Genomic DNA, 16763 nt, shown 5'->3' with positions numbered 1-16763 from the left:
CCTTGGATAACTGTTTGGTTGATGGTATTAAAAACCACAACCCTTGGATTTTGGCCGACGAATGCGCGAGGCTATGAATACTGCTCAACGGATTGTCCGAGGCTTTAGGCGCCTGGGGATCGCGCTGTCGATACCCTTTTTTGTCTTCGCCGCGGGATTTCTCTCAATAGGCATCTATCAGGACTACCAAAGAGCAAACAATGAATGGAAGGAATTTCCAACGCAGAAGCCTAGCTCAGCAACGGAGCGCGGCCCCTGGGAGCAATACCAATCAGACAAGAAGCCAAACTATTTCGATCGGTTCGACAAAGACAATCCGTCCTCGGATCTGATCCCCGAAAAGTCACGTCTCCAGGAAATCAGCATGATCAGTGCCGGTGTAGCCGGGCTAGGCGTCGCTGCATTCCTAAGTATGTGGCTGTTGGGATGGGTGATCGCCGGGTTCACCAAAGACTAGCGGTGCGACTAAGAACGATCCTGGAGCGTGTTAAGAAATCGGAATTCGGTGCGCAGCGCCTGCTCCAGCGCTGGCATGTCCGCTCCCGGCGCAGCATGCTCGATGGCTGCAATCGCATCCAAGACCGACCGGCAGGCCTCATCAATGTATACGATATTCTGCGCCAGATCGCGTTTTCGAACGTTCCAGGAGCCGCGCACCGCGGGTTGCCCGGTCAGTTTCTCGTAAATCCTGTCTACGCGCTCTTGATCAAGCTTTGCCACTGCTACCCCCGCGCCTTGTTCTCTCTTCCAGCTGTGTCACCAGCTCAGCATGCCACAGCATAACCGCACCTGGATGAATTCGGAATGCAGCGAGTTCTACGGCCCGCTGCATCGTTGCACCAGATGCCGCGAACCAGCCGCCGTCCCGCCGCGTCGGCATCATGTCGCACTGCACGGCCTTGGAGATGTTCGTCGCGATCGCCCGGTTCGGAACCCAGAGCGCCGCGTGCATGCCCAGCTTGGCCGGCGCCGACGCCTGAAGCCGCGTGATCGTCGCGACCAGGTCGAGCGCATAGCCTACCCGGCTCATTTCCGTGCTCGGGATTCCGGCCCCGGACGTCACAACGTACACCGCGGCGAACTCGCCCTTCCGGAGCTGGTCACGGATGGGCTTGGCATAGTCGGCAAGGTCAATCGGCATGCTTCGCTCCACCAAGTACAGCATCGATCATCGCGCGGTATGCGTCGTCGTAGCCGAGGGCCAAAGGCATATTCGTGCCATCCGCTGCAAGGGCAGCAGAAATCATGACATCGGTCGGCTCTCGCATCGCCTCGATGGCGGCAACAGCAAGTTCAGGCCAAATCCGAGCGAGGGGCTGATTGATCAGTTCCGCTCGCCGCTTCTCCATCGCCGCGGCGACGCGCTCAACCATCTCACTCATCGTCGTCCCTCATATCGAGCCGCCTTGTCGCGGCCATCGCGCCACGGCCTCCCATCCTTCATCCAGCCGACGCCGCCGATCCAGACCTTGCCATGCGGGTTAACGACCGGACTAACCCCGGCCAAGGGACGCTCAACCACGAAGTTCGGCAAATGCGCCGGCTGCGGCCTCTCGTCGATCACGGGCAGATCAACCTCGGCGTCGCCGAAATGCTCCAGGATCAGCGCGACCGACCGGTCAATCCGATTGTGGATTGTCCGTTCGCTGCAATGTTCACGCTCAGCAATGCGCCAGATCGGATCATCATGCGCCCAGGCCACCAGCCGCGGCACACCACCATAGTGATGCCCGAGCCACGCCAGCCAATCGGCCACGGTCTCTGCCTGGGCAATCTCTCGAGCTGTCGGCACGATCCGAACACGGGTTTCGTTGTAGCCGTAGGCCAACGCAGCATCGGCCGTCGCCCGATTCCAGACCTGCGACACGCTCTGGAATTTGAGCTCGGCGTCGCCGAGCGCGTCGAGCACCACGATCCCACGCTTGATCGCTACCTTGAGGGCAGAATGCTGCTGTTTTGGCGTCATGGTCCGACAGGCTCCGCGGTTCCTGTTGCCAGCGATCGCGAGCTCTCGGCCGCGCGTGTACTGCGCGCAAATGCGGGGCGCGCGCGCTCAAGCACCCAGCTGACAGCGCTTTCGTCGCGGATGACGGCAGCGTCAACGACGGGATGCCGTCGTTCCGTCGACTCCGCAACAGACCGGCTGTAGCAGGCCTGAAAGGTACCCCGCCGGCTTCCTCGGATCCAAGGACCCTCCCGATGCCACGATCCAATTACCGGGTGCAGCCCGGCAATGTGGGGAGGCGCGGGCCGACTGGCGATAGCATCACCCAGCAGCTTGACGTGGTCGTTCATCGCTCTCGTTTCCCTCACTGCCAAATTGCATTCCATCGCCCGAGAGACGTTTGGCCTCATCGATCTCGAGGATACGACGAACCACATCGGTGGGAGCCCGGCAGTCCGGGAAGCCGGGCTTGGGCCCAGCATGCCGCGACCAGATCCCTGCGCTGCGGTAGGTTTGCTCGACGTGGTCCCAGAACGATTGATCTTCGGCTGCAGGTAGCTGGAGCGTTGGCGGCGTATCCGCGTAATCGGTCCAGCGTTTCTGCCGAAGCCACGTTTGGGCCTGAGCAACCTTGTCGGTTCCGGTAAGTCCCTTGCGATCGCATTCCGCGCGGTATCTGCGCGCAGCCGCGATCAGGTCAGTCGGATCCATTCCCGCAGCTATCGCTTGGTCGAAAAGCTTTTCAGCTGGCGTCCAGGGGTTCGATCCGTCGCGCTTGGGGTATTCAGCTTTGAATTTTTCAAATTCTTCGCCGCGGCGTGGTCGCGTCGCTTTAGCGACCGACCGTATATTGGTCCTAGATACTGGTACTGGTCCTAGATCAGGCGCGAGCCCTCGCGAGCCTTCGCGAGCATCCTCGGTGAACTCCGGAAGTCCCTTCTTCGATGGATGATCAATCTTCTGGTGTTTCAACCAGTTAGGAATATCGAGGTAGAGCGTGCCATCCACACGGTAACGGCGGATGTGCCCCTTCTCCTCCAATTCGTCGAGCCAGGAGTCTATGAGGTCCTTCGCGTCGTCATCGTAGGGGTAGAGAACGCTCGCGAGCATTCGCGAGGACGCGCGAGCCCGTCCAAAGTCGTCAACGACCGTGAAGAGCTGAAGGAAAAGGAGACGAGCATCGCGGCTCAGCTGGCCGATGCTCTCCGATTGGGGAAACTCAGGTTTGATTGTCCGAATGCGGGCCATCAGCGTAGCCCTCCATACGGTCCATCAAGGTCTCGAATAGCCGACGCTGCGGGGTCACAGAATACCCTGACGATGTCTGTGGGCCCGCTTCGCTGCTTCGCAACGATGATCTCAAGGCGGTTGTGGCAACTTTCAATCTTGGTCTGCCACTCCATGTGCTCGGGTGTGCCCGGCTTCGGCTCGAGCTTGGACAGGTAGTATTCCTCCCTGAAGAGGAACAGCACCGTGTCCGCGTCGGCCTCAATGTCGCCGCTCTCTCGCAGATCGGAAAGCTGCGGCCGCTTATCATCCCGCTTTTCAACTTCTCGGTTGAGCTGCGCGAGCAGGATGACAACGATGTTCAGGTCCTTGGCCAGCGACTTCAGACCACCGCAGATCTCGCCGATCTCGTAGTGACGCTGGCCGCGATATTGGGATGACGCTTTCAGGTACTTCAGATAGTCGATGACGATGAAGCCCAGCCGCCGCCCTTCCCGCTGCGCGCGTTCCACCAAGCTTCTGGTCCGCGCGCTCACCTCTCCGACCGACAGGGACGATGTATCGTCGATGTAGAGGGGCAAATCGCTTAACCTGCGCGCCGAGTCGATCACCATGTTGACGTCCGATTCGGACAGCTTTCCTTTCAGGATGTGCCCCGACGGGATTCGCTGAAGAGACGATCGGCCAAAGCTGGCATCGGCCAGAAGCCGCGCCATCGCCTGCTCGTCCGGCATCTCCATGGAGTAGAAGCCGCCGGCCATATCCGCACGCGCCGCCTGCCTAGACATGCTGCTGGCGACCAGCGTCTTGCCCATCCCTGGTCGCCCGGCCATGACGACCAGATCGCCAGGCATGAAGCCGCCATCGAGTACATGGTCAAGGTCCCTTAGCCCCGTTGCCATCAAGCCTTCAGGCTTCTGGCCGGCATACGCGCGCGCCATCTTGTCGACCACGCGCGTGCTGATCTGGTCCATCGTCTTGAAGCCGGATCGCCGCGGGTCCATCCGCGCCAGCGTGTCGTTGAGCGCCTGCATCGCGTCGCCGATGATGGTTTTCGGCATCGAACCAGGTTGCTGGGCATCAACCTTGAGTGCATCGCACAGACCGGCAACGCAGCGCTTAGCCCATGCCTCCCGGATCTGCCGCGCGAAGTCCAGGACATAACCGGGCGGGCACCACTGGTCTGTGATCAGGCTTGCGAGATACCCCGATAAGGTAAGGCTCGGCGCGACCTCGGGATTACCGAGCAGACCGATCAACGTCACATTGTTTGACGGGCTGCCGGCTGCCGCAAGCTCCCCCATCGCTTGCCAGATCGTTGAGTTCCATCGCTCGATAAACTGATCGGTGTTCACCGCGGTCGCCGCGGCTGCATATGCTGTCGAGGACAATAGGCAGCAGCCAATGAAAGCTCGCTCAATGTCTACGGCGTTTTGCTCGTTCTGGGTCAGTGCTGGTAATGTCATCAGCGGCGCCGAAGTGCATCCCCGTGAACGGCCTCTTTGGTTTTCCCGTCAGGAACGAACTCAGCGAGAAACCGCGACCAGGCGCGGCCCGCAGCCAAGGCATCCTTGATGTCGCGGCTCACCTCGAATCGTTCGCGGTGCTCGCTGTACTCGCGCAGATGACGTTCGACCCTGGTCTCTAAATGCGTGACATCTGCGCTCACGGCTGCGCCTCCGTTTCCAACGTCGGATCGATCCAGAGCGCCAATCGCTCGATCCACTTCGAGCCGGCCACGCTCAGGCGTAACAAGGCCTTAGCCGTGGACCGGCGCGCTCGCCGCTTCCAGTAAGCGCTCAAGGCGCGCAATTCTGTTCCGGAGTTCAGTGAGTTCATCCCGAGATCCGCTTTCGCTTCTCGACTTCGCCAACGCGCGCAACTGTTCGACTTCTTCCGCGCGGATACGCACGCGCCGGTCTCGATACCAAACGTCCCGGATTCGGCCCGGCGACCACCCCGTTAGCTTGCGCTGCAGGCGCCGAAACACACCCTTGACGGACTCGCCAGCCTCACCATCGCCAGCGATCTGGCGCAGCAGGCCCGCAGCCTCATCCAATGTCGTTGTTCGGCTCATCTCCGATGCCTTGTCGGATTTTTCCGATGCCATCCGTGCTTCTCCTTGTGGAGAGAGCACGGATGGCGGTTACGCCTGACGCTACTCACACTCAGCCGGCTGTCGCCGCGGCCTAGGAAACTTTGGCGACGTCCGATCACGATTGTTCAGCGCCGACCGGCGCCTGTTGAAAAGGATCCTGTGATGAAGGTTCGGCATCGACACCGACGGGAGCCGTCGCCCCCATCGCGCCAGCTTCACCTGGCTCTAGCGATCGCGCGGTATCGGGCGTGGGACGCTGATCTGATCGAGAAGCACGGTCCGCTCTACTATCGGCGCTTGGGATTTTCAGTGCATTAGCGCCTACAAGGCAGTCGATCGCCCGATTAACAGCCTGCCAGTTCCTTAAGGTCGGACTGGACTTGTCGGCGCGCCAGCGGCTCCATGTGGAGCGATCAATATCTGCCGCGGCAAACACTTGTGAAAGCGTTACGCGGGCCGCCGCTAGGCGCAGTTCCATCGCCGTGATTTGGCTCGAAATACCCATAAAGTGAATTTATGCACGATATGGGCTGACGCCACAACAAGAAAATGCATTCATGCACATTTTCGTGCATGAACTTTGCAATATGGTAGGCCATGAACTTTGACGCCGCAGCCCTAGCCTACGTCCGCTACGTTCTTGAGGACAAAAACCTCAAACCCGGAGCACTCGCCAAGAAAGCCGGCATTTCCGCTTCGACGCTGACCCGTGCGCTGAACGATCCGAAGCACAAATTCAAACTTTCGATGTCTACTCTGGAGAAAATTGCAGACTTCAGCAAAATTAATCTGGCCCCTTTCCTAGAGGCTAAAGACACAGCCGAATTGAGCCTTATCACCGCCCATAGCTCGACCCTCTACAAGCCCGGTAATCCAAAAGAGCGATCAAGGACTCACGCATTTAAGGTTACACTGATAATTGGAGATGTCGCCGTCGGCGTTTGGCGGGATGCAGGACCGGTCAATTACTTTGATTACGGGTCGCTGCATATTACGAGCACCATACACGAGCCAAATGAATGTTTCGCTTTCGTAGCGAGAGACGCGAGCGCAAATATAGTCGCCGACGAAGGCGATCTGCTTTTCTGCACAAAGCCTAACGACGCCATGGCCAATACGTTCTTGAAAGCTCCTGGCTTTGAGGATCTTTCTGGCGGCGCGGTGATAGTGGAACGCCGCTCTAAGAACGCTTTCAAGATCGAAACGACCGTGCGGCTAATCCGACGCCGGCGTGATGGCGTGCCCGGCTGGGAACTATTGAGCGCTCACGACAAGGACTACGAAACGAACACACCTAAAACCAAGCGACCGCTAATAGCTCGCGTTCTCCTGGACCACTATTTGGGAAACGACGAATATCGGGTGGTTGGTGAAGTCCAATACGTCATAAAGGATAACATGGCCGCCGTGATCAATTTTCTCCAATCTGTTAGGTGAATTATTTCACCATCCACTTGACGAATATCGTGCATTAATTCATTGTGGCTTCCGTCACCCAAGACGGGAGCCTACCTTGCTTCACCCCCCTTCAAGGCTTGAGCCGACAGACACGGCACAAACCCCCTCCCTGCGGGCAGCGGTCCCTCCTGACGATCGCCTGCCGACGTTTGGAGAGGTCACCGCCTTCGACACAGCCGAGGCAACGTCAGCCTGGGACCGCCTGACGCCGGAGCAGCAACGCAAGATCGGCGCGCTCGCCGTCGAACTCGCCATCGTCGGCGGCAGCACCAAGTTCGATCTTGGCTGGCAGCTCAAGCATCTCGACGCTGCCTACGATCGCGCCGATTCGCTGCTCCAGCACTTCTATGAGCAGACCGAACCGCTCTGGGCCGACTTCTACGGCTGGAGGGCGCAATGATCCGCTCCCAAGCGATCAAGCTCATCGGCGTCGACGACCGTTTCACCGAGACCGGCCACGTCGTGGTCGAGGTCGGTGGCGCCTATCCCGAAGTGGTGATGTTCAACGGCGACCCTTTCATCGCGACCGGTGACCGCCCGTCGATCCCGGATCCAACCATCCCGCTCCAATACCGCAAGGTCCGCCCCTTTCGCTTCGTGAGGAAGGCGCTCCCGTGAGTTCGCTCGACCACCTGCAGATTTCTCAACCGCCTGCGGATATCTCGACCGCCTGCGGATGTCCGACGCTCATCGAGACCATCACAACGGGGCTATGACAATGACCGGAGCTACCACCACTGCAGAATCCAGCCAAGCCGCGATTATCGACTTCGGCCAAATCGGCAAATCACGGCCTCCGCGGCGCAGCGTTAAGAAGCGGCCGGATCATCCCGATGCGGATCTCATCGAGAGCTGCATAGAATGCGCGATGCAGATGGCCGCCGGAAAGGCGCCGTACAAGATTGATCCAACCGATTCCGAGTTTGCCGCCTTCTGCGACGATATCTGCCGATCGCGCGCCGATCGGGCACTTTGTGCAGTCCTTGATATGAATCCGTCCACATTGGATGGACTTCGCGCGAAGGCCGGACTTGTCGAAGCCGTCGTAGACGACTGGACGGACTTTCCCGGTGGGATCCAACTCGACGAGTTGCATACCAATCTCCTGCTCTCACTCGCGAAGGACGTCATCCGCTTTCAGCGCGCTGCGATGATCGAAAAGACATCGCACCTGTCAATCGCCAGCACCTGACGGAGGTTTCGCTATGCTCGAGCAAAATGCCTCCGCACCGACCCCCGTGTTCGTGCCGCCGGTCTTCTTAAGTACTTGCACCACAGCGAAAGCGCCAAATGGTGCAGCCGCACGGCCGAAGAAATTCCCTGAGCCTTCTCACGCTCTCAAAAATCAGAGCTCGTTCAGCGACATCCTCTACGGCGACACGCGCAAACGCGCAGTGGCATTCATTCGATCGATTAGGAAAGCGAGGAACGGAGATCGTTCTGCGCCCATTCTGTTTCGAGACGTAAGACGCGCATTTCGCGACTTGGTGACCGCCAAGAAGCAACTTCGGAACAAGGAAAAGGAACTACCTCAGAACCGGCAACTCGATTACCCGACCGTTCGCTTGAGCGCAGGCGCAGAGACCAGCTTTCCCAGCGAGATTGTCCGGTTCTACGATAGGCTGATCAAGGACGCCCGAGATCGCGGCTGGATCGATATCCTTTATTTGAAGGAGCGAAAGATCCAGCAGCTGAAGTCTCTCAAGGAACTGACTGAAGCTTTGATCGAAGATCAGCGCCATTCCGGTCTCTATGATCTACGTATAGAAGTCGAAGCCCGCAGATGGGCATTCGACAAATTGATGTTCGAGGCATGCTGCACTGTCCGACTTGATTCTCGCCGCGATTGCAACGAGGCCGCCAGCTTTATTCTCTTCATGGCACGGATAGATCAGGCATCGAAATTAGCGTGCGCCTGCGCCATCAATCCCTATCAGCTCGCAGCAATCAGCAGACGTCTCGCGAGGCGGCTTGCGAGTTCGCACTCATGAATAACCCGATGTCAGCACGCCCCACCACTGACGTCGGCACGGCGGACGCGGCGGCCCTTCCCCAGGCGATGCCGCGTCCGTCTCCTGCACCTCAGGATCCAGTGAACCTGAAGCTGGATCTGCTGGTTCATTCTCTCACGGAGGCGCGGGAAGAGAGCTTCACGCACTGGCGCGCGACCCGACGCCTGATCTTGTTCGCTACGATCGTCTCGATCGTGGTGCCAGTGATTTTGGTCGGGTTGTTGCAATGAGCCGGCGCCCCGCAGCGATACCGGCCGGATCCTGGCCCCGGCGCATGCCGGTGGACTTGGCGGCTGGGTATTGCGGGGAACCGACGGCCGAGGCCTTCCTTAAGCGCGTCGGCAAGGAGTATCCTTTGCCCAGGGTGAAGGATGGACGCAGGCAGCTATGGCTGAGGGACGATCTGGACGCGGCAATTCTGCCGTCGGAAGTGCTCCCGGTAACCGACATCGCCGCGGATTTGTGAACGTGGAGCTCCCTCGCCACGTCATCCCGAAGAAATTGGCGTCCGGAAAGACGGCCTTCTACTACAACGTCCCCACGCGCTATCGGAAGATGGGCTGCCCGGTGCCGAGCGAGCCGCTGGGCACCGACTACGCCAAGGCGTGCGGCGAGGATGGTCGAGCCGCGACGCTGAACGGCCTCTTCGACGAATGGATGGATGCCCGCAAGGGACTACCAGTCTCGAGCGACGCCGCACCGCGCATCGGCACGATCGATTGGCTTTTCCGAGAATACAGACAGAGCCGCGCCTACCTCGAAAAGGTCAAGCCGCGGTCGCGCCGGAACTACGAATGGAATATGCGCGAGATCTGCGACACGCTGACGAAGCGCGCCGATCGCGTCGGCGGCCGGCCGATCAAGTCGGTGACGCCGCTGGGTGCGGACAAGCTGTACGATGCGTTCGTGAAAGGCGGGAAAGGCAACCGGCTGCGGACCGCTGAAAAGCTCGTCGTGCTCTGCCGCAAGGCATGGCGCGTCGTCCACCGGATCCACCCCGCCGAGTTTCCGTCCGACATCCCGAATCCTTGGCTGGGCGTCACGATGGCAACCAGGGTCAAGCTGGTGAAGCACGCCGTCACGCGAGAGCAGGTCTACAAGTTCGCTCATGGCTGCGTGGAGCGCGGAGAACCGGAGTGCGGCGCCGCCGCCGTAATCTGCTTCGAGTGGCTGCAGCGCCCGGAGAACGTGATCGCCGGTCATATCAAATGGACGGGCTACCGAGCCGGACCAAAACCGACGATCAGGATCGAGCACCACAAGACCGGTGCCGTGATCGATCACCCGCTAGAAGAGCGTCTTCCGTCCGGCGAGGTCGTGAAATTCTATGAGGACGCCGAACTCGTGCTGGCCAAGCTGGCGCGGCGCGGCGTGCCAATGATCTTGCGGGAGATCGTCCCCAAGCGCCGCAGCCCGGAGGAGGACGACAAGACCGCTTCAAAGCCCTACTCGTTCTCCGGCATGCAGAAGATCGTCCAGCGCATGAGGAAGGACATCGGCCTGCCGAAGGAGTTCACCCTGGACGCCTGCCGGCACGGCGGTATGACCGAGCTCGAGGAGGCGGAACTGACCGAGGGACAGGGCCGTGCGCTGTCGGCCCACCGCACCCGGGAGAGCTATGCCGGGTATGCCAAGCGGACGGAGGCCCGCATGCTGTCGGCGACGCGGAAGCGCCACGCGCACATGCTGGCGAACCAAATGGCAACAGATGTTCAGAATGCGACGGCGGACGGCGTTCAGAATACAGAACAAGAACCGTCAAAAACCGCCTGATAAATCAAAGCGATAGGATGGCTGGGGCGGGAGGGATCGAACCTCCGAATGGCGGAATCAAAATCCGCTGCCTTACCGCTTGGCTACGCCCCAACGCGCCGATCGAAGGCCACGTCGGTCTATAGGGTGAGTCCCGCCATTTCAACAGGGCGGCGGTCGAAAAGGCGCGAAAGCCGCAGGATGATGACGGTACTCTCATTATAGGGCGACGCCGCGGTGGCCGAAACAGACCGCACGATGTCCGCTCGGCCAGTTGAGGGGCCGCTTGTTTCGTGGGATGACAATTCGCAAACGCCTCGTCGGGAGTAACGCCATGACCTACCGCGCGCCGATCAACGATATCCTGCTGTCCCTCAATCACGGTGCGGGGCTCGCTGCCGCCGTGGAGGCCGGCCACTACGGCGATTTCGACGGCGACATCACCGCTGCGGTGCTGGAAGAAGCCGGCAAGTTCGCCTCCGATGTGCTGGCGCCGCTGAATCGTGTCGGCGACGAGCACGGCATCAAGCTCGACAACGGCAAGGTGACGACCGCGCCGGGCTGGCCCGACGCCTACCAGCGCTGGACCGCCGCGGGCTGGAACGCGGTGTCGGGGCCGGAAGCGTTCGGCGGCCAGGGCCTGCCGCTCGCGGTCAACGCCGCCTGCACCGAGATCTGGAGCGCGTCGAATGTCGCGTTCGGCCTCTGCCCGCTGCTGACGCTGTCGGCGATCGAGGCGCTCGATGCCCATGGCAGCGCCGAGCTGAAGAAGACCTATCTCGAGAAGCTGGTCACCGGCGAGTGGACCGGCACGATGCAGCTCACCGAGCCCAATGCCGGCTCCGACGTCGGCGCGCTGCGCACCCGCGCCGAACGCGCGGATGACGGCACCTACCGCCTCAAGGGCACCAAGATCTTCATCACCTATGGCGAGCACGACATGACCGACAACATCGTGCATTTCGTGCTTGCGCGATTGCCCGATGCGCCCTCGGGCACCAAGGGAATCTCGCTGTTTCTGGTTCCGAAATTCCTGGTCAACGTCGACGGCTCGCTCGGCGAGCGCAACGACATCCATGCCTCTGGCGTCGAGCACAAGCTCGGCATGCACGCCTCGCCGACCTGCACCATGACGATGGGCGATAAGGGTGGCGCGATCGGTTATCTGATCGGCGAGGAAAACCAGGGCATGCGCTGCATGTTCACGATGATGAACCAGGCCCGCCTCGGCGTCGGCCTCGAAGGCGTCGGCATTGCCGACCGCGCCTATCAGCAGGCGCTGGCCTATGCGCAGGAGCGTCGGCAAGGGAAAGCTATCGGCCACAAGAGCGACGGGATGGATCCGATCATCGTGCATCCCGACGTCAAGCGCATGCTGATGCAGATGCGCAGCATGACGGCGGCGGCGCGCACGATCTGCTACGCCACCGCGGTCGCGCTCGACGTTTCGGTGCGCGCCAAGGACGCCAAGGTGCGCGCCGAGGCCGCGGCCCGCGGCGCGCTGCTGACCCCGATCGCCAAGGCCTTCTCCACCGACATCGGCAACGAGGTCGCCTATCTCGGCGTGCAGGTCCATGGCGGCATGGGCTTCATCGAGGAGACCGGCGCCGCGCAGCATTACCGCGATGCCCGCATCACCTCGATCTACGAGGGGACCAACGGCATCCAGTCGATCGACCTCGTCACCCGCAAGCTCGGCGCCAATGGCGGCGCCTCGGTGTGGGCGCTGCTCGACGAGCTCGCTGCCGTCATCAAGCAGGTCGAGACCTCCAACGATCCGGCGTTCGGCACCACGGGCACCAAGCTGCGCGACGCGCTCGCCGCGCTGGAGCGCACCAGCAGATGGCTGCTCGAGCGCCTCGCCTCAGCGCCGAACGAGGCACTCGCCGGCGCAACGCCCTATCTGCGGCTGTTCGCCGCAACGCTCGGCGGCTGCATGCTTGCCGGCGAAGCGCTGGCCGCCAAGGCGAACGGCGAAGCCGAGCCGCAGCGCTACGTCGCACTGGCGCGCTTCTTCGCCGAGAACATCGCCGTGCAGGCGCCGTCGCTGGAAAAGACCGTGACCGAAAGCGCCGAGGCGGTGACCGGCGCGGATGCGGTGCTGGCGGGGTAAGATACTTTCCACCGTCATTGCGAAGTGAGAGGGCCCAAAGCGCTGTGCTCGCCAAGGGTCCTTCTCGCACGTTTGATGCACACGACGTGCCTCATCACAACTGTCGTCCCTGCGAAAGCAGGGACCCACAACCACAGCGTTCCGTTTTAAAACGAGCTGTGGCTCCAGCTTTGCAAACCAATCGGCATTTGTGGTTATGGGTCCCGGGTCGCGCTTCGCTTGCCCGGGACGACATCGAATTTTGCGTCTACCGCCGAATCATACGTCTGTCAGCGGTCCGCGCGAAACGCGCGAAACTCCTCGGGGCCGTCGAGCAAGTCACGCTTGCGAGCGGCCTGATCGAACTGGCTGGCGGCATGATCCGCCATTGCGTTAATGGTCGTTCCGGCCAGGTTTTGCGCACGTCGCCGTCGGTCGTCGTGCCGCGAACGAACATCCCGATCCACGGCTCGCCGACGACAGATCTCATCGGAGATGCGTTCCTGGAGGCATCCGTTGCCTCGATAAGTTCGCCGCGTCATCTTGCACGATCCTTCCAGCAGGATCGGTACGGGCTAGGTCTCCCGTGTGCCGCCTGCTTGCTGTGGCGATTGTGGTGATTGCCTTGGCGCCGAAGGTTTGGACGCCGGGAATTTGGGTTTCCGCGGAGGCGCCGCGATCAATCCATCCCGTATCGCTTGCTTGCGGGCAAGCTTGCGGGCTCGCCGCACGGCCTCGGATTTCTCTCGAGCCCTTTTTTCCGATGGCTTTTCGAACGATCTGCGGCGCTTCATCTCTCTAAAGACGCCTTCGCGCTGCAACCTCTTCTTTAGAACTCGAAGCGCCTGGTCGATGTTGTTGTCCCTGACAAGAACTTGCAACGGATTACCTCTCTCGCGGTACAACGCACATTGAATGAACAAGAGCCCGCTCTATCAGTGACAGAGCGGGCCGCACTGCCATTCCAGTACATCCGTGGAACGGCAGCCGACCGACAACGTCGCGGAAGCTTCAGCCGCGGTGCTACCAGCACGCGTCCTCGCTTTCATCCGACGATGTCTTTGGAAAAAGGTCCTGCGGGACCGATCTACAAGGCTCAAGGCCAGTCGATCCACCACACCTATGCACTTATCTCAGCTATGCAAGACGCGATCGCAGATCGTGAGAATTATATCCGACGGTTCAGCCACGGCGAGATCATGGCTGAACGGCGACGGCGGCTTGACCGCGAACGCGAAAAGCGGTTCCCCAAAAATCTCCATCGTTGCCGCGTAGCAAATTCGCTCCAACAGGCGCAGAGTACGGCGCTGCCGGATGACTATTGAGCGCCGGCACCTGAGAGCCTGGGCAGCTCCCGCCACAAAAGGGAGCCGAAGATGGCAACCCGCTTCTATTTCGATATCCGCAACGGCGAGCAACTCTATGCCGACAAACAGGGCATCGAGCTACGCGACGAGGAAACTGCCGCGCACGAAGCGATGCAGTCATTGCTCAGCATAGCCAAGGAGAACCTGCCTTTGGACAAACACAGGCTGCTGGCGTTTGAGGTCCGGACGGACGAAGGGCCGCTGTTTCAGGTCAGTCTCAGTCTGGGCATCACAAGGTGCTAGCTGCCGCGCTGCGCAGCCAAACTCAAGAATCCAGCCGGCAACTGCGCCAAGCGATAGCCACCTCAAGCACGGGCCCGTTGCCGTCCCGGACCTCGATGGCAATCTGATGGAAATTGTGACCGCGAAAGGAATCCCGAATGACGTCGGCCAAGGCGCGCGCAGCCTCCTCCTGAACCGCACCGAAGCTGGACATCTCCATACCCTCTTCGTCGATCGCCAGGCCGCGGCCGTCACGAAGATCGAAATAATAGCGCGTCATCGGCATGGTAATTTACCCCGGCTCTCGATTGTTCCTGCGAAAACCGCGGAATGTGGCCGATGAGGACAGAGGCACGCGAGCCGTCCGGGTGAGTCATGACCGCAAAAGCGAGAGAGTTCCTTGATTTCTGGATTGAAAACAGCGTCCACGCTGCTGAGCAGTATGGAACGCCGGGTGCCTCGCAGGACGTTGCCGAGTTGGCGCGCCGGTGCATCGAGATGGCGGGACAGCAAGGCCTGACGGAACAGGATCTGCGTGATGCGGCCGGCGATATCACTGACTACATCAGGATCAGACTGAAGGCGGCGAACAGGAAGGAAGCCGATCGTCCCAAATAGTTCGGGCCACTGCCTGGCTTCGCGGCCTGAACGTGGCGGCCGAGGCCGCGAAGCCACAGGTCCGCTTCAGCAACGCATCAGCGACGGACTCGGAGACGTGCGTGATTGCGCGGCTTAGCGCACAATGCGCTTGACCCGTTTGGTTCTTTTGGCAGCCACAGATGCCGCGCCAGCGGGTGCAGGGCCAGCCTGCGCGGCCGCCTCGGCGTCACGCGCTTCACGGAGAGCCCGCAGACGCACCATGTTCTTGCGCACGGCGATCGCGTCGCGCTCGACCTCAGCGATTGCCTGCGCGCCGGCCTCGGCGGCAAGCCGCTGGCGCTGGGCCTTGGCCAGGCGCTCGGCAGAAAGTTCTTCCGGCTTCTTGGCCATGAGCGAATGAGCCCTTTGAAAAGCAGCGAGACCCACTCAACCCATCAGAGGATCGAGCGGGCCGCGGCTGTCATCCCAGTACATCCGTGGAATGACAGATCGATTCAAGCCAGCCGAAGATCTTCGGCGCTGGTCTTGCCACGCATCTTGTCTATCTTGAGTTCGAACGACAGCTTCTGGCCCTCGGCGAGACCGCCAAGTCCGGCCCGCTCGACAGCGCTGATGTGAACGAACACGTCATTCGTGCCATCATCGGGCTGAATGAAACCGAAGCCCTTCTGGCCGTTGAACCACTTCACAGTACCTGTAGGCATTTGTCTTCTCCAAAGCGGACGCACGTGAATTCGCGCTTGGTTCCGCATCATCCTTCAACCGACGATGTTCTTTGGAAAAGGGCCGCTTTGACCATTCAACAAGGCACAACGGCAAATCGAACGCTGCAAGCATACACACTTAATCCGCTAGGACAAGCTCGGAAGCGCCGGCGATCGGGTGAGCGGAGTTGCACCGAGCTGCCGTTCCGATAAACCGAACCATGTTTCGCGTAAGGGCTTTGCGCCGTCGGGGAACTCAGTGTGATGGCGCGGGCGCAAATCGCAACATTCAACCGCCCGGACTTTTCGCCTTGCGTGGAACTCGCCTGGCGCGCGTCCGAACACTTGCTTTTGCCGCTGCCGGCTCAGTCGGGCGCGTGATCGGAAACGTCTTCCGCATATGCGCTCCCAGCATTGCACAGTAGTCGGTCGCGAAACGAGGCAACGGACGCCGCTTGTCCCATGAGATGGTCAGGGGCTCCTGCAACACACGGCGCCTGTGCGTGAGACCGACAATTCTTAGTTCGTAGCGCCAGCACTGAAGCTGGGAGGGAACGATCGCGACGCCGTGCCCCGCCTCGGCGAGTGCCAGCAAGGTGTGCGGACTGCGACTCTCGAACATGATCTTCGGTTTCAGCCCCGCCATACGACTTGTTGCATCGAAAGCACGCCGAAATCCGAACCCGCTGTCCAGCAGCAGCAACGGAAGTTCGGCGAGGTCAGCGATCTCGATCGTGCGACGAGGACCAAGCGGCATCGACGGATGGCAAGCAGCCAGTAACTGCACGGATCCAAGCGGAAGGCTGCCGAAGTGCTGTTCGTTCAGTCTGACGGCATGCAGCAGATTTTGCCCGAGATGAACTTCCCCGCGTTCGAGCATCGCCAATATCTCGCTGCCTGTCCCCTCCCTGATCCTGACCTCGACCCTAGGGTATCGCTCCGCGTACCGGTGGAGAAATTCTGACAGCACGCTCTCGATGTGTTGCGGCGAGCCAGCGATCCTCAGGACCCCGGTATCTCCTTGACGGAGCAGCTGAGCCTGCTCTTTCAGCGAATTGACGCTGTTGAGCAGCAGACGGCAGCCCGCAATCAACTGCTCGCCTTCGCCAGTCAACAGAAGCCGGCGCCCGACACGGTCGAAGAGCTGCAAGCCGAGCTCCCGTTCGAGACCGATGATTTGCCTGGACAGAGCGGGTTGGGCGACACGCAACCGCAATGCGGCCTTTGAGACCGTGCCGAGTTCGGCCACCGTCAAAAACGTGAGGGCCTGTTGAAGGTTCATGCCC

The 16763-nt window shown here is 60.7% G+C and carries 26 protein-coding genes and 1 tRNA gene; 12 read left to right on the top strand and 15 right to left on the bottom strand.

The annotated features are described in order from the left end of the window. Nucleotides 1-61: 61 nt before the first annotated feature. On the top strand, nt 62-457 hold the full coding sequence (locus XI02_RS13470) for a hypothetical protein (RefSeq protein WP_194483421.1): 396 nt from the start codon (nt 62-64) through the stop codon (nt 455-457). An 8-nt stretch (nt 458-465) separates the two neighbouring features. Here the strand turns inward: XI02_RS13470 and XI02_RS13465 are convergent, their stop codons facing one another. From XI02_RS13465 to XI02_RS13430, 8 genes are all read right to left on the bottom strand, one after another. Further along, nucleotides 466-720 carry a hypothetical protein gene (locus XI02_RS13465; RefSeq protein WP_194483420.1) on the bottom strand — a complete coding sequence of 85 codons (255 nt, stop codon included), beginning with the start codon at nt 718-720 and terminating at the stop codon, nt 466-468. Next, nucleotides 707-1141, bottom strand: coding sequence for a hypothetical protein (locus XI02_RS13460; RefSeq protein ID WP_194483419.1), 435 nt, complete (start codon nt 1139-1141; stop codon nt 707-709). The genes XI02_RS13465 and XI02_RS13460 overlap by 14 nt, the downstream gene beginning before the upstream one ends. After that, nucleotides 1131-1382, bottom strand: a complete 252-nt coding sequence (locus XI02_RS13455; RefSeq protein ID WP_194483418.1) for a hypothetical protein — start codon at nt 1380-1382, stop codon at nt 1131-1133. The genes XI02_RS13460 and XI02_RS13455 overlap by 11 nt, the downstream gene beginning before the upstream one ends. Next, nucleotides 1379-1966, bottom strand: coding sequence for a DUF6362 family protein (locus XI02_RS13450; RefSeq protein ID WP_210339755.1), 588 nt, complete (start codon nt 1964-1966; stop codon nt 1379-1381). Before XI02_RS13450 ends, XI02_RS13455 begins: the two co-directional genes overlap by 4 nt. A gap of 300 nt (nt 1967-2266) precedes the next feature. Further along, the gene (locus XI02_RS13445) at nt 2267-3193 is read right to left on the bottom strand and encodes a hypothetical protein (RefSeq protein ID WP_194483416.1); all 927 of its coding nucleotides are present in this window, start codon (nt 3191-3193) and stop codon (nt 2267-2269) included. Continuing rightward, a complete protein-coding gene (locus XI02_RS13440; RefSeq protein WP_194483415.1) occupies nt 3193-4638 on the bottom strand; it encodes a DnaB-like helicase C-terminal domain-containing protein in 1446 nt (481 codons plus the stop codon). The genes XI02_RS13445 and XI02_RS13440 overlap by 1 nt, the downstream gene beginning before the upstream one ends. Then, nucleotides 4638-4841: a hypothetical protein gene (locus XI02_RS13435; RefSeq protein ID WP_194483414.1), complete on the bottom strand. Its 204-nt coding sequence runs from the start codon at nt 4839-4841 to the stop codon at nt 4638-4640. Before XI02_RS13435 ends, XI02_RS13440 begins: the two co-directional genes overlap by 1 nt. Nucleotides 4842-4931: 90 nt before the next feature. After that, nucleotides 4932-5282: a hypothetical protein gene (locus XI02_RS13430; protein WP_194483413.1), complete on the bottom strand. Its 351-nt coding sequence runs from the start codon at nt 5280-5282 to the stop codon at nt 4932-4934. A gap of 585 nt (nt 5283-5867) precedes the next feature. Between XI02_RS13430 and XI02_RS13425 the strand changes: the two genes are divergently transcribed. The 7 genes from XI02_RS13425 (at nt 5868) to XI02_RS13395 (ending at nt 10513) form a co-directional block, all read left to right on the top strand. After that, nucleotides 5868-6707 (top strand): helix-turn-helix transcriptional regulator, encoded by an 840-nt coding sequence (locus XI02_RS13425; RefSeq protein ID WP_194483412.1) that lies wholly within the window; start codon nt 5868-5870, stop codon nt 6705-6707. Between the two features lie 76 nt (nt 6708-6783). Continuing rightward, entirely contained in the window at nt 6784-7128 is a 345-nt protein-coding gene (locus tag XI02_RS13420) for a hypothetical protein (RefSeq protein WP_194483411.1), read from the top strand. Next, nucleotides 7125-7346: a hypothetical protein gene (locus tag XI02_RS13415; RefSeq protein WP_194483410.1), complete on the top strand. Its 222-nt coding sequence runs from the start codon at nt 7125-7127 to the stop codon at nt 7344-7346. The genes XI02_RS13420 and XI02_RS13415 overlap by 4 nt, the downstream gene beginning before the upstream one ends. A 100-nt stretch (nt 7347-7446) precedes the next feature. Next, entirely contained in the window at nt 7447-7920 is a 474-nt protein-coding gene (locus XI02_RS13410; protein ID WP_194483409.1) for a hypothetical protein, read from the top strand. A 13-nt stretch (nt 7921-7933) separates the two neighbouring features. After that, nucleotides 7934-8719, top strand: a complete 786-nt coding sequence (locus XI02_RS13405) for a hypothetical protein (RefSeq protein ID WP_194483408.1) — start codon at nt 7934-7936, stop codon at nt 8717-8719. Further along, complete coding sequence (locus XI02_RS13400) at nt 8716-8970, top strand: hypothetical protein (RefSeq protein WP_194483407.1); 255 nt, start codon at nt 8716-8718, stop codon at nt 8968-8970. The genes XI02_RS13405 and XI02_RS13400 overlap by 4 nt, the downstream gene beginning before the upstream one ends. A 238-nt stretch (nt 8971-9208) precedes the next feature. Continuing rightward, nucleotides 9209-10513: a hypothetical protein gene (locus XI02_RS13395; protein ID WP_194483406.1), complete on the top strand. Its 1305-nt coding sequence runs from the start codon at nt 9209-9211 to the stop codon at nt 10511-10513. A gap of 18 nt (nt 10514-10531) precedes the next feature. Here the strand turns inward: XI02_RS13395 and XI02_RS13390 are convergent. After that, a tRNA-Gln gene (locus XI02_RS13390) sits at nt 10532-10606 on the bottom strand. 220 nt (nt 10607-10826) lie between these two features. On the opposite strand from XI02_RS13390, the gene XI02_RS13385 reads away from it, so the two are divergent. Then, nucleotides 10827-12605 (top strand): acyl-CoA dehydrogenase, encoded by a 1779-nt coding sequence (locus XI02_RS13385; protein ID WP_172648375.1) that lies wholly within the window; start codon nt 10827-10829, stop codon nt 12603-12605. Between the two features lie 269 nt (nt 12606-12874). Here XI02_RS13385 and XI02_RS13380 read toward each other — a convergent pair whose 3' ends face one another. Beyond that, on the bottom strand, nt 12875-13126 hold the full coding sequence (locus XI02_RS13380) for a hypothetical protein (protein ID WP_141713520.1): 252 nt from the start codon (nt 13124-13126) through the stop codon (nt 12875-12877). 33 nt (nt 13127-13159) lie between these two features. Further along, nucleotides 13160-13465 (bottom strand): 30S ribosomal protein S21, encoded by a 306-nt coding sequence (rpsU, locus tag XI02_RS13375; RefSeq protein WP_075968627.1) that lies wholly within the window; start codon nt 13463-13465, stop codon nt 13160-13162. On the opposite strand from rpsU, the gene XI02_RS13370 reads away from it, so the two are divergent. Further along, nucleotides 13460-13909 (top strand): hypothetical protein, encoded by a 450-nt coding sequence (locus tag XI02_RS13370; RefSeq protein WP_157183439.1) that lies wholly within the window; start codon nt 13460-13462, stop codon nt 13907-13909. The genes rpsU and XI02_RS13370 overlap by 6 nt on opposite strands. Nucleotides 13910-13960: 51 nt before the next feature. Further along, nucleotides 13961-14194, top strand: coding sequence for a hypothetical protein (locus XI02_RS13365; RefSeq protein ID WP_057015230.1), 234 nt, complete (start codon nt 13961-13963; stop codon nt 14192-14194). A 22-nt stretch (nt 14195-14216) separates the two neighbouring features. On the opposite strand, the gene XI02_RS13360 is transcribed toward XI02_RS13365, so the two are convergent. Beyond that, nucleotides 14217-14459 (bottom strand): hypothetical protein, encoded by a 243-nt coding sequence (locus tag XI02_RS13360; protein WP_311990059.1) that lies wholly within the window; start codon nt 14457-14459, stop codon nt 14217-14219. An 89-nt stretch (nt 14460-14548) separates the two neighbouring features. On the opposite strand from XI02_RS13360, the gene XI02_RS13355 reads away from it, so the two are divergent. Continuing rightward, nucleotides 14549-14791, top strand: a complete 243-nt coding sequence (locus tag XI02_RS13355; protein WP_057015229.1) for a hypothetical protein — start codon at nt 14549-14551, stop codon at nt 14789-14791. A 114-nt stretch (nt 14792-14905) separates the two neighbouring features. Here XI02_RS13355 and XI02_RS13350 read toward each other — a convergent pair whose 3' ends face one another. The 3 genes from XI02_RS13350 to XI02_RS13340 form a co-directional block, all read right to left on the bottom strand. After that, nucleotides 14906-15163, bottom strand: a complete 258-nt coding sequence (locus XI02_RS13350; protein WP_172648376.1) for a hypothetical protein — start codon at nt 15161-15163, stop codon at nt 14906-14908. 104 nt (nt 15164-15267) lie between these two features. After that, entirely contained in the window at nt 15268-15477 is a 210-nt protein-coding gene (locus XI02_RS13345; RefSeq protein ID WP_016844538.1) for a cold-shock protein, read from the bottom strand. A 289-nt stretch (nt 15478-15766) separates the two neighbouring features. Further along, a complete protein-coding gene (locus tag XI02_RS13340) occupies nt 15767-16759 on the bottom strand; it encodes a LysR family transcriptional regulator (RefSeq protein WP_172648377.1) in 993 nt (330 codons plus the stop codon). Nucleotides 16760-16763: the final 4 nt, after the last annotated feature.

Source organism: Bradyrhizobium sp. CCBAU 21365, assembly GCF_015291305.1.
Lineage (GTDB): Bacteria > Pseudomonadota > Alphaproteobacteria > Rhizobiales > Xanthobacteraceae > Bradyrhizobium > Bradyrhizobium elkanii.
The sequence above is the reverse complement of the archived record's forward strand: the minus strand, read 5'-3'. Positions and strand labels throughout refer to the sequence as shown.

Excerpts from the sequence above, each read along its gene's own strand:
- XI02_RS13380 (WP_141713520.1), bottom strand. The coding sequence starts at position 13,126 with ATGACGCGGCGAACTTATCGAGGCAACGGATGCCTCCAGGAACGCATC.
- XI02_RS13360 (WP_311990059.1), bottom strand. The coding sequence starts at position 14,459 with ATGCCGATGACGCGCTATTATTTCGATCTTCGTGACGGCCGCGGCCTG.
- XI02_RS13340 (WP_172648377.1), bottom strand. The coding sequence starts at position 16,759 with ATGAACCTTCAACAGGCCCTCACGTTTTTGACGGTGGCCGAACTCGGC.
- XI02_RS13350 (WP_172648376.1), bottom strand. The coding sequence starts at position 15,163 with ATGGCCAAGAAGCCGGAAGAACTTTCTGCCGAGCGCCTGGCCAAGGCC.
- XI02_RS13455 (WP_194483418.1), bottom strand. The coding sequence starts at position 1,382 with ATGAGTGAGATGGTTGAGCGCGTCGCCGCGGCGATGGAGAAGCGGCGA.
- XI02_RS13405 (WP_194483408.1), top strand. The coding sequence starts at position 7,934 with ATGCTCGAGCAAAATGCCTCCGCACCGACCCCCGTGTTCGTGCCGCCG.
- XI02_RS13430 (WP_194483413.1), bottom strand. The coding sequence starts at position 5,282 with ATGGCATCGGAAAAATCCGACAAGGCATCGGAGATGAGCCGAACAACG.
- XI02_RS13425 (WP_194483412.1), top strand. The coding sequence starts at position 5,868 with ATGAACTTTGACGCCGCAGCCCTAGCCTACGTCCGCTACGTTCTTGAG.
- XI02_RS13470 (WP_194483421.1), top strand. The coding sequence starts at position 62 with ATGCGCGAGGCTATGAATACTGCTCAACGGATTGTCCGAGGCTTTAGG.
- XI02_RS13410 (WP_194483409.1), top strand. The coding sequence starts at position 7,447 with ATGACCGGAGCTACCACCACTGCAGAATCCAGCCAAGCCGCGATTATC.
- XI02_RS13345 (WP_016844538.1), bottom strand. The coding sequence starts at position 15,477 with ATGCCTACAGGTACTGTGAAGTGGTTCAACGGCCAGAAGGGCTTCGGT.
- XI02_RS13400 (WP_194483407.1), top strand. The coding sequence starts at position 8,716 with ATGAATAACCCGATGTCAGCACGCCCCACCACTGACGTCGGCACGGCG.
- XI02_RS13385 (WP_172648375.1), top strand. The coding sequence starts at position 10,827 with ATGACCTACCGCGCGCCGATCAACGATATCCTGCTGTCCCTCAATCAC.
- XI02_RS13450 (WP_210339755.1), bottom strand. The coding sequence starts at position 1,966 with ATGACGCCAAAACAGCAGCATTCTGCCCTCAAGGTAGCGATCAAGCGT.
- XI02_RS13440 (WP_194483415.1), bottom strand. The coding sequence starts at position 4,638 with ATGACATTACCAGCACTGACCCAGAACGAGCAAAACGCCGTAGACATT.
- XI02_RS13460 (WP_194483419.1), bottom strand. The coding sequence starts at position 1,141 with ATGCCGATTGACCTTGCCGACTATGCCAAGCCCATCCGTGACCAGCTC.
- XI02_RS13365 (WP_057015230.1), top strand. The coding sequence starts at position 13,961 with ATGGCAACCCGCTTCTATTTCGATATCCGCAACGGCGAGCAACTCTAT.
- XI02_RS13445 (WP_194483416.1), bottom strand. The coding sequence starts at position 3,193 with ATGGCCCGCATTCGGACAATCAAACCTGAGTTTCCCCAATCGGAGAGC.
- XI02_RS13415 (WP_194483410.1), top strand. The coding sequence starts at position 7,125 with ATGATCCGCTCCCAAGCGATCAAGCTCATCGGCGTCGACGACCGTTTC.
- XI02_RS13355 (WP_057015229.1), top strand. The coding sequence starts at position 14,549 with ATGACCGCAAAAGCGAGAGAGTTCCTTGATTTCTGGATTGAAAACAGC.